Origin of the sequence: Pseudoalteromonas sp. OF7H-1 (assembly GCF_022347825.1) — a bacterium.
Taxonomy (GTDB): domain Bacteria; phylum Pseudomonadota; class Gammaproteobacteria; order Enterobacterales; family Alteromonadaceae; genus Pseudoalteromonas; species Pseudoalteromonas maricaloris.
Map to the genome: position 1 here is coordinate 13,521 of NZ_JAKRFX010000028.1, position 13,054 is coordinate 26,574.

Sequence of the window (13,054 nt, forward strand, 5' to 3'; positions counted from 1 at the left end):
AATCAAAAAATTCCCGCGATTATAACAAAAAAGAAGCTAGGGCATAACGGTGCGCTGAATTGGGTTTTGCAGTGAGATTAGTGTTTCGGTTGACTGGATAGACTCAATGGTTTGCACTTTATTGATAAGCACATCTTGAAGGTGGTCGATGGAGCGCGCCATTACTTTGATAAAAATGCTGTAATTGCCTGTGGTGTAGTAAGCCTCAACAACTTCTTCAAATTCTTTTAAACGTGCAATGGCTCCCGGATAGTCGCCAGCATGTTTTAAGTTTATTCCGATAAAACAGCAGACATCATAACCAAGTCGTTTGGCATTAATGCTCACTTGAGTCCCCTCAATGATCCCTGCTTGCTTCATTTTTTCGACCCGAACATGGATGGTACCGGCGCTAACAGCAAATCTTTTTGCTAATTCCGCGTAGGGCGTTCGTGCATTTTCTTTTAAAGCATGAAGGATGGATCTATCCAGATTGTCGATCTCATAATTTTCCATGTAAATATCCATTAACAATTGTCGTTTATATAAAATTTATAGCATATTTTTGATGAAAATAATTATGTAAAGGTGTTTTTGTTGCGGGTTATTGATGTTTGTGTCGGTTTCTTTAAATATAGACTCAACAAAACGACAAATTCGGGAATGAGGACCTAACCATGTTGAGCAAGTATCAAGAGACACAAAAACAGATAGCACAAGTAAAACAAGTATTTTCAGCACAGCTAACCGAGCAATTGGGTTTAGTTGAAGTACAAGCACCTATTTTGGCGCGTTTGGGCGACGGTATTCAAGACAACTTAAGTGGCCACGAGCAGGCGGTACAGGTAAAAGTGAAAACGCTACCAGATGCGCAGTTTGAGGTAGTGCATTCACTTGCTAAGTGGAAGCGCAAAACACTAGGCGATTATGGTTTTGCTAAAGGTGAAGGCCTCTATACGCACATGAAAGCGCTACGTCCAGACGAAGATAAGCTATCGCCAATCCATTCTGTCTATGTGGATCAGTGGGACTGGGAAAAGGTGATTTGCGAAAACAGTGAGCGTTCGCTGGCAAAACTAAAAGAAACGGTAGAAACCCTTTATCGCTCAATTAAAGCAACGGAAAAAGTGGTTGAGGATGAGTTTGGCATTGCGGCATTCCTCCCTGAGAAAATTACCTTTGTGCACAGCGAAGAGTTACGCACTATGTATCCAGATTTCACAGCCAAGCAACGTGAAAAAGCGATTGCCCAAGAATATGGCGCGGTATTTTTAATTGGCATTGGTGGTGAGCTTGGGGACGGTAAGATTCATGACGTTCGCGCACCGGATTACGACGACTGGTCAACGCCAACGTGCGATAAATATCAAGGGCTTAACGGTGATATTTTGGTGTGGAACCCGGTGCTAGAAGACGCATTTGAGATCTCGTCAATGGGCATTCGTGTTTGTCCTGATTCGCTAGCAAGACAGCTTAAATTAACCGATGACGAAACACGCTTGAGCTTAGATTGGCACCAACAGTTAGTTGCGGGTGAATTACCACAAACCATAGGAGGTGGTATTGGCCAATCGCGTTTAGTGATGTTGCTGTTGCAAAAGCAGCACATTGGTCAGGTACAAGTTGGGGTATGGCCTGAAGAAGTACGTAGCAGCGTAGCCGATTTGCTTTAAACAGATCGCGAGGGTGAACTCGCTCCTACTGGGTGAATACTTTGGTAGGAGATGCTTTACGCGGCGAGCGGTTAAGAGATCGCGAGATGAACTCGCTCCTACTGGGTGAATGCCTTGGTAGGCGCTGCTTTACACGACAAAATAACATTCTGTTTTAGAGGAATAAATTTAGCACAGTGATAGGTTTCTGGGTTACTCACAGCGCTGAATTTATTCCTCGACTTTTCCTTATTCTCATCCCTAGTGTATTCTTATACGTTACTCGGTATAATGCCCGCTTTTAGCTCTGCGGCAGACTTGAGTAAACCAATACCACTCGGCCGGTACTAATTGTTGAGAATGACTATGACATCACCTACACGCGGTAATCTGTTTATCCTTTCTGCGCCTTCTGGTGCGGGTAAATCAAGTTTAATCAAAGCGTTATTGGAAAAGCACGACGATATTAAAGTGTCGGTGTCTCACACTACGCGTACTCCTCGTCCAGGCGAAGAAAATGGCGTACATTACCACTTTGTCTCGGTTGATGAATTTAAGCAGCTGATCGATAAAGGCGATTTCTTTGAGTGGGCACAAGTATTCGAAAATTACTACGGCACTTCAAAACAAGCGATAGAAGATCAGCTTGCCGCTGGTATTGATGTGTTTTTAGATATCGACTGGCAGGGTGCGCGTCAGGTGCGTGGGTTGATGCCTGAAGTAAAGACTATCTTTATTTTACCTCCTTCAACTGCGGAGCTAGAAAAGCGCTTAAATGGTCGTGGTCAAGACTCTCAAGAAGTAATTGCAGGTCGCATGGCTGAAGCGAAATCAGAAAGCTCACACTATAACGAGTTTGACTATATTCTTGTCAATGATGACTTTGAGCAAGCACGCGGTGAACTTGAACATATTGTTATTGCCGCAAGACTTGAGCAACAAGCACAGTCTATCCGTCATCAAGCGCTTATCGCCGACTTGCTAAAATAATTACTTTTTAACCATCAATACTTGGCGAAAGGCTAGACATACAGTAAACTAGCCTTTTGCATAATGAACTGAATTTGGAGTGCTTCGATGGCTCGCGTAACTGTAGAAGATGCAGTAGATAAAATTGGTAACCGCTTTGACTTGATTTTAGTAGCAGCGCGTCGCGCTCGCCAAATTTCTGTAGGCGGTAAAGATCCTATGGTTGATGCTGAAAACGACAAGCCAACCGTAATCGCGCTACGTGAAATTGAGCAAGGTTTTGTCACAACTGACTCGCTTGATATTATCGACCGTGAAGAGCAGCAACACCAAGAAGCTGCAGAGCTTGCTGCAGTAGCTGCAATCGTTGGTGGCAATCGCTAATCCAACCACTGTCTAGATTCAATAATGCCAGCTTTTTTGCTGGCATTATTGTTTTATAGCAATTGAAATTAAGCAAATTGGTATAAATCGCCAGCACATTACACAACGCGTAACGCCTTTAATTTCCTAACAAGTAGCATAAATTGTTCATTGGCATTGCTGGTGTTTCATCGTATATTCTTAAGTAACTAGCTTGTAACCCGTTTTATACTCGCCGAGTATAGCTTCTCTGAAACATTGGAGTGTGAATGTATCTGTTTGAAGGCCTCAAAAAGAAAATCTCAGAATATTTGTCACCAGAAGACGTCGATTTGGTGCAAAAAGCCTATGTCGTGGCCCGTGAGGCACACGAGGGACAGACGCGCTCTAGCGGTGAGCCCTATATCACTCACCCAGTAGAAGTAACCCAGATCCTTGCGAGCATGAGGCTTGATCATGAAACACTCATGGCTGCGCTTATGCATGACGTTATTGAAGACACTGACTTTAGCCAAGACGACTTAGCGGAGATCTTTGGTGATACGGTCGCTGAGTTGGTGGAAGGGGTGTCAAAGCTCGATAAACTGAGCTTCAAAGATAAAAAAGAGTTCCAAGCCGAAAACTATCGTAAGATGATCATGGCGATGACGCAGGATATTCGTGTCATCCTTATTAAGCTTGCAGACAGAACGCACAATATGCGAACGCTAGGCGCTTTGCGTCCTGATAAGCGCCGTCGAATTGCCCGCGAAACATTAGAGATTTATGCACCAATTGCAAACCGCCTTGGTATTCATGATATTAAAAATGAGTTAGAAGATCTCGGGTTTCAGGCGTTATATCCAATGCGCTATCGTGCGTTACGCTCAGAAGTCGCAAAAGCACGTGGTAATCGTAAAGAAGTGATCAGCAATATTCAGTCTGAGATTGAATCTAGACTGGAAGAAGCGGGTATTCAAGGCTCAGTAAAAGGCCGTGAAAAGCACTTATACAGTATTTACCGCAAGATGCTGAATAAAGAGTTGATGTTTAACGAGGTAATGGACATTTACGCCTTTAGGATCAATGTCGACAACCTGGATACTTGCTACCGTGTGCTAGGCGTTGCGCATAATTTATATAAGCCAATTGAAACTCGCTTTAAAGACTATATTGCCGTACCGAAAACCAACGGTTACCAGTCGCTTCATACGTCGTTGGTAGGTCCGCACGGTATTCCGGTAGAAATCCAAATTCGTACTCATGATATGGATCATATGGCGGATAAAGGGGTAGCAGCGCACTGGATGTATAAAAAGTCAGGTGATAATGCCGGCCATACCGCGCAGCAGCGTGCGCGTCAGTGGATGCAAAGCTTGCTTGAGCTACAGCAAAGTGCAGGCTCGTCTTTTGAATTTGTGGAAAACGTTAAAACCGAATTATTCCCAGAAGAAATTTACGTCTTTACGCCAGATGGCCGTATTGTCGAGTTACCAATGGGGGCGACGGCAGTTGACTTTGCCTATGCCGTGCATACCGATGTGGGTAATACCTGTGTAGGTGCTCGTGTAAACCGTAAGCCTTATCCATTGAGTAAAGCGTTGGATACTGGTCAAACTGTCGAGGTTATTACTAGCTCAGGTGCACACCCTAACGCTACTTGGCTGAACTTTGTGGTAACGGGTAAAGCACGCCTTGGGATCCGCAATTACCTCAAGAGCCAACAAGAAGAAGAGGCGATCCAATTAGGCCGTCGTTTGCTCGACTCGGCATTGGGTGAGTATAAGCTAGACGATATTGCTCAAGAGCAAATTGACAACGTACTTGAAGAGCATAACCTCAATACCTTGTTGGAGCTGCTGGTTGAGATTGGCTGTGGCAATATTATGAGCGTATTGATAGCGAAGCGTTTACTGCAAGATGATAATGCGGTAGAAGATATTGCTAAACGTGCTAAAGCCGCGATAATCGGAACAGAAGGCATGTTGGTAACCTATGCTAAATGTTGTCGTCCTGTGCCGGGTGATGCTATCACAGCATATATGAGCCAAGGCAAAGGCCTAATGGTTCACCGCCAAGAGTGTAAAAATATTAAGGGTTGGCGCAACGAGCGTTCGAAGTACTTTGTCGTGAAGTGGGAAGACAACCCTGAGAAAGAATATATAGCAGCGCTGCGTGTGGAAATTATTAACCACCAAGGTGCATTGGCTAAATTAACCAATGTGGTTGCGACGACTCAAGCTAACATTGTCGAAATCGCAACGGACGAAAAAGAAAGTAATTTATACGTGATTGATTTAGGTATTACCGTGAAAAACCGAATTCATGTCGCTGATATTATGCGCCGAATTCGAGTGATGCCAGATGTACAACGCGTGTATCGTAAAAAATAAAGGAACATTAATGAACAAAGCTATTATTTCAACAGATAAAGCGCCAGCAGCAATTGGCACTTACAACCAAGCGGTAAAAGTTGGTACTGCGGTCTATTTATCTGGCCAAATTCCATTGGTACCAGAGACGATGGAATTTATTTCTGAAGATTTTGCAGAGCAAACGCACCAAGTGTTCAAAAACCTTATCGCGGTATGTGAAGAGGCTGGTGGCGAGTTACAAGATATGGTTAAGGTTAATATCTTCCTAACTGATTTGAGTAACTTTGCAACGGTCAACGAGATCATGGCTCAGTATTTTAGAAAGCCATATCCAGCTCGTGCTGCAATTGGTGTAAAAGAACTACCAAAAGGCGCACAAGTTGAGATTGATGGCATTATGGAGTTACCTTCAACTAACTAACCTCAGGTTAACTAATAGTTAGATATATTTCTTCGCTCCAGTGTCAATCGCTGGAGCGGCTTTTCAAAAAGCCAACACAGTCCACTCATTTTCCCCTCGCTTTACATTACAGGAAGTCCCATGACCGCAGCCAGCGCACTTACTAGCCGTGCATTGAAATTAAAAGCAAGTACTGCTGATCTTCATGACAGTATAGATAGCAGCATTATGGCAAAAGACCCGTTCGCCAGCATTGAGCGTTATCTCCAGTTTTTGACTCTTCAGTACCTGTTTCTTAAAGATGTCGCTGCATTATATGATCACCGTGAACTCTCTATGCATATTGACGATCTCAAATCGCGCCGACGGCTTGGGTTGTTGGAGCAGGACTTTGCTGACTTACAGCACACATTACCTGTGCCGTCTTTGTCGCCGTTTATCACAACTTCAACCGAGTTTGCTACTGCTTTGGGAGCGCTTTATGTCGTTGAAGGCTCTAAGGTTGGGGCCGCGATGCTTGGGCGCCAAGTGCAGGCGCGTTTGCCTGTCACAGGTGAGTATGGTGCGCGTTACTTAGCAGGCCCAGGTTCCGGGCGCGGCAGTGCGTGGCGTCACTTAATTCAATTTATCGATACGGTTGAGTTAACTAGTACGCAAGAAGATGCATTGATCACCGGCGCTCGTCAGGCCTTTATGCGTTTTCAGCAGTATCAAGCAGAGGTCTATGCTTAATACGATTGGTATAAGTTGAACGGAGAATAACACGGTTGTTGTCGCGACATAGCGTCGCGACAGGTTAGTGACTAGCACATATTAGTTGGGCAATCACAATGTAATGTATTTGGCTCAGGAACACACGCTAACGCCTTAGATGGGCAGACCATCGTTGGGCCATCGGTGTCACAGTTTAAGTCGCGACTACAATAGTAGGAACAACCACCGCCAATTTCACGGGTCTTGTTGTTATCCAAAATTAGCTTACTACCTGCTAATGACTTCAATTGCTTTTTGTTCAGTTTTAAATCCATCGTTTATTCCTTCAATTGATTTAGGGTAAAAGCAGCACAGGTCACTATGACCTATGCTGTGGCTCGGATTTTTTAAGCGTTGAGTCTTCTTCACTTTCTTTAATTGGCGCAGGACGAAAACGTTCAACGTAAACTGTTGCTAGGAGTACTGTAACAACTGCTGCAAGCAAAATTGCTTTAGCGTACGGATAACTTTGATATACCCAATTCCAACTCCAAAATGGCTTAGCAGTTTCCTCTGCAATACCAAATATATAGTCCATATTGCGAATTAAGTTTTCAATGAATGCGCTAATATCTACGATCATGAAAAGGAAGAATATACCGACTAGAAGGATATCTGCATGGGTCATATAGACATATTCCCTTTTACTCGGTTGAAAGCGTTTTACTATTAATAAGGAGATTTTTACTCTATGTTTTATTGCGAAAAATGACGCTAAATCAAAGGAAAAATGTACTGCATAAATGTACGCATTAGCTTTATATGCAGGGAAGTCCGACGCGTAAAGATCCAAGAAAAATATCGTAATAATTTCTAAAAAAATTAAAATAGATAGAAGAGTCGAGAGGTGGATGATATTCAACTGGTTTTTCACACACAATGCGATTAACAGAACACTAACAAGCATTGGCAGATAGATTTCCTGATTTAGTACTGTAAGTATATAAGCTAGGCCTGTTGCTATGAAAGTTAAAAGTAGCAGAAAGCTAAATGACTTATTCATTTACTCGCCTTTTCGATATTGGAGTACTGTAGGGGTGGAGCTTATAGCGCTACTTCCCGTTCCTCTAGGGTCATCTTTTGTTAAACCACCACTCCCTCCTTTCACCCGATTTAGTTGATAAATGGGCAGTGATAAGTTAACAGTTATTGCTTTTAATTGGATTTTATTCCGGGTTGTCATTCTTATTCCTTATAGGCTTTGCAGTGGTTAAAGTTGTTAATACTGTACTCTGGAAAGCACATATTGAGAACAACTTGTAAAGCCAAATGTGGTCTACCCACTTGGTTTCGGATTTATTTTTATTAGTAAAATACCAAATTGCCTAAAATGTGACTGCCCCTTACTCCATGTTTTGATTTAAGGTAACCAAATTTCTTAAAATCTATTCTTTTCGGTGTTATAGATAACATCATATCCATATCCTTCATAAGCTTTTTCGATGGCTAAATTATTAATACGGTACCTGTAAAATCAATCATTGAAAGTAACTGTAATTATTTGGTTTTAGGCTCTTTTTTTAGAAGACCATCACTTCCTCCAGCTATAGCGCGTAACTGCTGAAGGTTAAATATTTGCGAGAGCTGCGCTGGTTGAGTGTTAAGTTCTAGTCTGTGGCATTTTAATGCTTTGCCACGACTTTCACCTTCTGCTCGTTTTACTTCGCTGTGGTGCAAATATTTGTGAGCAATATTATTAGTGATTGTTGTTATATTTGTTATCCCTGCTTTTTTCATATTTCTTTGGCTTGTCGTCATCAGTATTTTTCCTTTTAGTAACAGTTTCATCTACAAATTAGGATACTTACTCTTCCACTTTCTTTGCATCAGGAGAGGTCGGGCTTTTACGTCTTAATTGGGTATCACTAATTAAGCTCCGTAGCGCTTGAAACTGTTTAATGATGGGAGAAAGGTCAATATCACAGTAGTTACACCAAACTTGAAAGTGATCCCAAGGTATACGGCTTACACCATTTTCATAGTTTTCGTATGTTTGGCGAGTAATACCAACAAGGTCGGCCATTTGCTGCGTGGTTTTTTGGGCTGCAAGGCGCATTCTTCTAAGGTCATCACCGTTATATTTAAAATTGGGATTGCCCACCAATTTAATCCTTTCTTGTATGGGAGAGTATGTTCACTCTATCTAAGTTATTTTTATGTGTAATCTTTGTTAACTTGTAATTGTAATCAATAAAAATGTTTCTGCAAGAGGAAATTAAATTAGTCAATTATGGATATATCGCTTGAGAATATACGTATACTTTTCACTTTATTTTCATCATTTTAATAGAAAAATTGGTTCGACAAGATTTTTTAGCGAGGCTTTTGTTACTGTAGTGTGAAATGCAAGCAAGGGTAACAACTGACTGAGGGTGATATGGATTATCTACGTCAATATAACGACTTAAATATTCTCTATGAAGCACTTAAAAAATCGAGTCGCGGAGAGGTTGAGATAGCAGAGACGACCACTAAGTGGTTTTCTCTTGTAGAGAGTACCTTATTTGAGCTTCAGGAGCTGGCGTATATGGAAAAGGCGTATATGCAAAAGTCACGAACCATGAATAATCTTATCGAACTGGTGTATGCCAGTGTTCCTACCACTGAGTAGGGCAAATAGCAGAAATAAAATTGTATGTTTTGCAGTGGTAAGAGTGCCAATCAAGCTCGATTAAGTATTGGCACTCTTTTTTATTGATTTACATGGCTTTTAGAGCTCAAATGGCGCGACGCCTTTGGCTTCCATCATATAACCTGTTTGCGCGATGTCGCCCTTCCAAGTAGAAACCTTAATCGTGCCACTGACTGTGATTGCATCATACAGGCTCTCAATCGGAACACCGCCTTTGATTTTGACATGAACAATTTGGTTCGGTGGCGGCGGCGGCACGTGAATACAAGCGCCAAAGTAGGGAACCAACAAAAATTCGGTGATCACTTCACTGTCACCTTCAAGTGGCACTACAAAGCCGGGTAAGCTGACTAATTGGCCGTCTAACTCTTTGACGACTGGGGCGTCTAAATCAGGTTGCACCCAATTTTGTTCGGCGCCATCATGGCTTGCTGCGTCTTGATTGCTGATCTGGACATGCCCTTTTGGAATTAAATCTTCCCAGAATATCTCTTTAGGTGGTGCCGCATTTGCGATACCACTGAATACCATCGCAGTGATGAATGCAATGAAGTAAAAAACGTGAGTTCGTGCGGTTAACTGCATCTTGATCCTCTTAGGTTTTAATTTGCATGCCATCGGCAAGCGAGTAAAAATAAGCACGGGCGGCAGGAATGGCGCCGATCAAAGTACCTGCGCCTATAATAACGCTTAGTAGCGTGAGTTCATAGGTTGAGAGCGCTGAGATACTGAGGACTACGCCAAATTGACTTTGTAAGCCGGATTGGGCAGCAATGAGCAAGGCATAAAAAAGCGCTACACCGAAAGCACATCCTAACACGGTGATAAAAATCGCTTCGCTAATGAGAAGCGTAAAAATATGCCAAGGCCGCGCACCAACGGAGCGTAGGATAGCAAGTTCTCGGCGCCTTTGATTCAGCGTGGCGAGCAATGAGGTTAGCATGCCAAGCAAGCTTATCAACACCACTGCAAGGGTAATGAGAAGCAAGATTTTTTCGACAATATCTAGCATTTCCCACAATTCCCTCAATGTCACCCCCGGCATAATTGCCAGTAAAGGTTCACCTTTATACTGATTAATATTTCTGCGCACCTGTAGGGTATAAAGTGGTGACTCAAAACCAAGTAAAAATGCAGTGATTTGTGTTGTTGAACCGATTAAATCACCGGGCTTAGAGTCGAGGTTGTGAAGTAGGGCACTATTGTTTTTACTGTCATGCTCATGCTCATGCTCATGCTCATGCTCATGCTCATGTTCATGTTCATGTTCATGTTCATGCTGCGTTGCATCTTGTTTTCGTGCAACCATTCGAGATGGCTTGTTGTGCCCTGAGCTATGCATACTCTCGATGGCACTTAACGGCACATGTAGCGTTTTATCTACAGGCGTTCCTGTGGCTGCCAAAATGCCAGAAATAACCAGCGGATTGTCATCATGATGATGGAAACTGGTATTGCCCATACCGTGAGAAATGACGATTTTTTGTCCCAGCTGATAACCCAGCTTTTTTGCGACCATAGCCCCAAGCACGACTTCTTGGCCATTGTGAAATGGTCGACCAGCGGCAAAGGTGAGGTGTTGTTTTTTAGCGTATTGATAATGACTGAAGTAACTTGCATCTGTACCCAGCACAGCAAAGCCTTTATGGCTATCGCCTAAGCTAATGGGAATACTCCACGCAACACCGCGTTGTGCCTTGATGTACTCGTAACTTTGCCATTGTACGGCATTATTGGCGTGACCAATTCTAAATACGCTTGAAAGCAAAAGCTGAATATCACCAGTACGTGCGCCGACAATCAAGTCAGTGCCAGAAATAGTATTCGCAAAGCTGGATTTTGCGTCTTGGCGTACACGCTCAACCGACAGCAGTAACATGACACTAATTGCAATGGTCACTAGAGTTAGGGCAACGCTGGCTTTTCGGTTTAGCGTACTTTTCCACGCAAGTTTGATTAGCATAGCGGTGCTCCTTGTTGTAAATCAGGCAAGCTTACTTGCCTATCAAATAACGGCGCTAAGCTTTTATCGTGACTGACAAAGAGAATAGACGCACTGTAAACCGCGGCTTGGCTAAAGAGTAATTTAATAAATCCATCACGGCTGTCGGCATCTAGGGCTGAGGTTGGCTCATCGGCAATAATGACTTCGGGCCTGCCAATAAATGCGCGAGCGGCGGCTACGCGCTGCTGTTGGCCAATACTTAACTCCGCGACACTGCGCTGCTGAGTGTGCTCGTCTATGCCAAGATCAGAGAGCAGAAGTTTGGCTTCCTGCTCAAGCGATTTATTCTGTGAGGAGATGTTTTGCCTGCGCTTTTTGGAAAATTCACAGCCAAGGGTAACGTTTTCAATAGGCGACAAATAGGGCAACAAATTAAAGTTCTGAAAAATAGTACCTATATGGTCGGCTCTAAACTTATCTCGTTGGCCACGGCTCAGTGCGCTCGCGTTTGTACCTGCAATTTCAATTTCTCCCTGCTGGCAATCCAAGGTGCCGGCAATCAATCCAAGCAAAGTCGATTTACCGCTGCCGCTTGGACCATGTAAAAACACGTGTTCACCCCGGGCGATATGTAGCTTAGGTATGGTTAGCACCGGGGTGCTCGACTTAGGCCATGTAAACTGTAATTGAGATATCGTAAGCATAACGCCTCAACGCTGGCAAATAATGTTGTGATGGTATAACAATAATGACTAAAGCAAAACTAAGTTAAGCTCAACAACAAGCGTGTAAGTTAAATTGTGATTTTTGTTCAGCTCGACTATTATAGCGACCCTAACCCCCTCATTATTTTGTGCCCTTTAGCAAGGCGCATCCTGTCATTGGAGTAACAATGAGTAGCTACAAAGTTTTAGACGTTAATGACGATCTTCCAATTCGCACTAAAGGTGCGGTTCACAGTGGTAAAGTACGTTCAGTTTATTGGTTAACCGACGCCGACAGTGCACGTTTAATTGAAGAAAAAGGCTATCAAGTCCCGGTTGGTACAGAGCTGGCAATTATGGTCATTTCAGACCGTATTTCAGCGTTTGATTGTATTTGGCAAGGTGAAAATGGTCTTAACGGTGTACCGGGTAAGGGCATTGCGCTTAACAGCGTTGCTTCACATTGGTTTTCACTTTTTGATAAAGCTGGCCTTGCAGGTAATCACATTGTTGATATTCCACACCCTTATGTTTGGATTGTGCGCAAAGCCAGTACGGTAAGAGTTGAAGCGATTGCGCGTCAATATATTACCGGCAGCATGTGGCGCGATTACGCAAAGGGCGTAAGGGAGTTTTGTGGCTTGCAACTACCAGCAGGTTTAGAGGCCAATCAAAAGCTAGATAATGTCTTAATCACACCATCAACCAAAGGGATCATCAAAGGTTTAGCAGACGTACCAGAAGTGGATGACGTAAACATCTCTCGTAAAAACATCGAAGATAACCTTGCAGCGTTCAACTTTAAATCTGCGGCAGATGTGGATAAGTACGAGCAGTTGCTAACCGAGGGTTTTGCCCTGATCAGTAAAGAGCTTGAAAAGCTTGATCAGATCTTTGTTGATACTAAATTTGAGTTTGGTTACGTTGAAGATAAAGACGGCCAAGAGCGCCTAATTTACATTGATGAAGTCGGTACGCCTGACTCGTCACGTATTTGGGATGGCCCTGCTTATCGTGATGGTAAGATTGTTGAAAACTCAAAAGAAGGTTTCCGCCAGCTATTGATAAACAACGTACCAGATAGCGATGTGCTGCTGAATAAAGACCGCATGCCTGAGCGAGAAGCGCTTGCTCGCGATTATCTTTTGCCAGAAGCTGTGATGATGTCAGTAAGCGAAACTTACGTTGGGATCGCAAGTAAAATCGTTGGCCGTGAACTAACGATCCCTGCTGATCCTCGCCAAGAAGTTATTGATATTCTTGATAAGCAGTACGGTTTAATAGATTAATTCTTTTTCAATTG

The 13,054-nt window shown here is 43.1% G+C and carries 16 protein-coding genes; 8 read left to right on the forward strand and 8 right to left on the reverse strand.

All coding sequences use genetic code 11. The annotated features are described in order from the left end of the window. Positions 1 to 36: 36 nt before the first annotated feature. Positions 37 to 495: a transcriptional regulator AsnC gene (asnC, locus tag MHN30_RS22880; protein ID WP_010374296.1), complete on the reverse strand. Its 459-nt coding sequence runs from the start codon at positions 493 to 495 to the stop codon at positions 37 to 39. Between the two features lie 161 nt (positions 496 to 656). Here asnC and asnA point away from each other — a divergent pair, with 161 nt between their 5' ends. The 6 genes from asnA (at position 657) to MHN30_RS22910 (ending at position 6,449) form a co-directional block, all read left to right on the forward strand. Continuing rightward, positions 657 to 1,652, forward strand: coding sequence for an aspartate--ammonia ligase (asnA, locus tag MHN30_RS22885; RefSeq protein WP_239361208.1), 996 nt, complete (start codon positions 657 to 659; stop codon positions 1,650 to 1,652). A gap of 345 nt (positions 1,653 to 1,997) precedes the next feature. Then, a complete protein-coding gene (gene gmk, locus MHN30_RS22890) occupies positions 1,998 to 2,621 on the forward strand; it encodes a guanylate kinase (protein ID WP_239361209.1) in 624 nt (207 codons plus the stop codon). Positions 2,622 to 2,708: 87 nt separating this feature from the next. Continuing rightward, positions 2,709 to 2,984 (forward strand): DNA-directed RNA polymerase subunit omega, encoded by a 276-nt coding sequence (gene rpoZ, locus MHN30_RS22895; protein ID WP_010374289.1) that lies wholly within the window; start codon positions 2,709 to 2,711, stop codon positions 2,982 to 2,984. 248 nt (positions 2,985 to 3,232) lie between these two features. After that, entirely contained in the window at positions 3,233 to 5,335 is a 2,103-nt protein-coding gene (gene spoT / locus MHN30_RS22900; protein ID WP_010605866.1) for a bifunctional GTP diphosphokinase/guanosine-3',5'-bis pyrophosphate 3'-pyrophosphohydrolase, read from the forward strand. 10 nt (positions 5,336 to 5,345) lie between these two features. Further along, positions 5,346 to 5,738, forward strand: coding sequence for a RidA family protein (locus MHN30_RS22905; protein WP_010374286.1), 393 nt, complete (start codon positions 5,346 to 5,348; stop codon positions 5,736 to 5,738). A 120-nt stretch (positions 5,739 to 5,858) separates the two neighbouring features. Beyond that, the gene (locus tag MHN30_RS22910) at positions 5,859 to 6,449 is read left to right on the forward strand and encodes a biliverdin-producing heme oxygenase (RefSeq protein WP_239361210.1); all 591 of its coding nucleotides are present in this window, start codon (positions 5,859 to 5,861) and stop codon (positions 6,447 to 6,449) included. Positions 6,450 to 6,520: 71 nt separating this feature from the next. Here MHN30_RS22910 and MHN30_RS22915 read toward each other — a convergent pair whose 3' ends face one another. The 4 genes from MHN30_RS22915 to MHN30_RS22930 all read right to left on the reverse strand — a co-directional run bounded on the left by MHN30_RS22915 (position 6,521) and on the right by MHN30_RS22930 (position 8,592). Beyond that, a complete protein-coding gene (locus MHN30_RS22915) occupies positions 6,521 to 6,745 on the reverse strand; it encodes a hypothetical protein (protein ID WP_193521847.1) in 225 nt (74 codons plus the stop codon). A gap of 44 nt (positions 6,746 to 6,789) precedes the next feature. Beyond that, a complete protein-coding gene (locus tag MHN30_RS22920) occupies positions 6,790 to 7,473 on the reverse strand; it encodes a hypothetical protein (RefSeq protein WP_239361211.1) in 684 nt (227 codons plus the stop codon). Between the two features lie 494 nt (positions 7,474 to 7,967). Then, positions 7,968 to 8,228 (reverse strand): hypothetical protein, encoded by a 261-nt coding sequence (locus MHN30_RS22925; RefSeq protein ID WP_239361212.1) that lies wholly within the window; start codon positions 8,226 to 8,228, stop codon positions 7,968 to 7,970. A 46-nt stretch (positions 8,229 to 8,274) separates the two neighbouring features. Further along, the gene (locus MHN30_RS22930) at positions 8,275 to 8,592 is read right to left on the reverse strand and encodes a helix-turn-helix transcriptional regulator (protein WP_130127052.1); all 318 of its coding nucleotides are present in this window, start codon (positions 8,590 to 8,592) and stop codon (positions 8,275 to 8,277) included. Positions 8,593 to 8,847: 255 nt separating this feature from the next. Here MHN30_RS22930 and MHN30_RS22935 point away from each other — a divergent pair, with 255 nt between their 5' ends. Next, positions 8,848 to 9,081 (forward strand): hypothetical protein, encoded by a 234-nt coding sequence (locus MHN30_RS22935; RefSeq protein ID WP_069020569.1) that lies wholly within the window; start codon positions 8,848 to 8,850, stop codon positions 9,079 to 9,081. A gap of 99 nt (positions 9,082 to 9,180) precedes the next feature. On the opposite strand, the gene MHN30_RS22940 is transcribed toward MHN30_RS22935, so the two are convergent. From MHN30_RS22940 to MHN30_RS22950, 3 genes are read right to left on the reverse strand one after another with little or no spacing between them, the layout of a single operon-like run. After that, a complete protein-coding gene (locus MHN30_RS22940) occupies positions 9,181 to 9,687 on the reverse strand; it encodes a DUF3299 domain-containing protein (protein WP_010605860.1) in 507 nt (168 codons plus the stop codon). 10 nt (positions 9,688 to 9,697) lie between these two features. Beyond that, entirely contained in the window at positions 9,698 to 11,065 is a 1,368-nt protein-coding gene (locus MHN30_RS22945) for an ABC transporter permease (protein WP_239361215.1), read from the reverse strand. After that, complete coding sequence (locus MHN30_RS22950; protein ID WP_239361218.1) at positions 11,059 to 11,751, reverse strand: ABC transporter ATP-binding protein; 693 nt, start codon at positions 11,749 to 11,751, stop codon at positions 11,059 to 11,061. Before MHN30_RS22950 ends, MHN30_RS22945 begins: the two co-directional genes overlap by 7 nt. 188 nt (positions 11,752 to 11,939) lie before the next feature. Here MHN30_RS22950 and MHN30_RS22955 point away from each other — a divergent pair, with 188 nt between their 5' ends. Further along, the gene (locus MHN30_RS22955; protein WP_130127049.1) at positions 11,940 to 13,040 is read left to right on the forward strand and encodes a phosphoribosylaminoimidazolesuccinocarboxamide synthase; all 1,101 of its coding nucleotides are present in this window, start codon (positions 11,940 to 11,942) and stop codon (positions 13,038 to 13,040) included. Positions 13,041 to 13,054 lie beyond the last annotated feature (14 nt).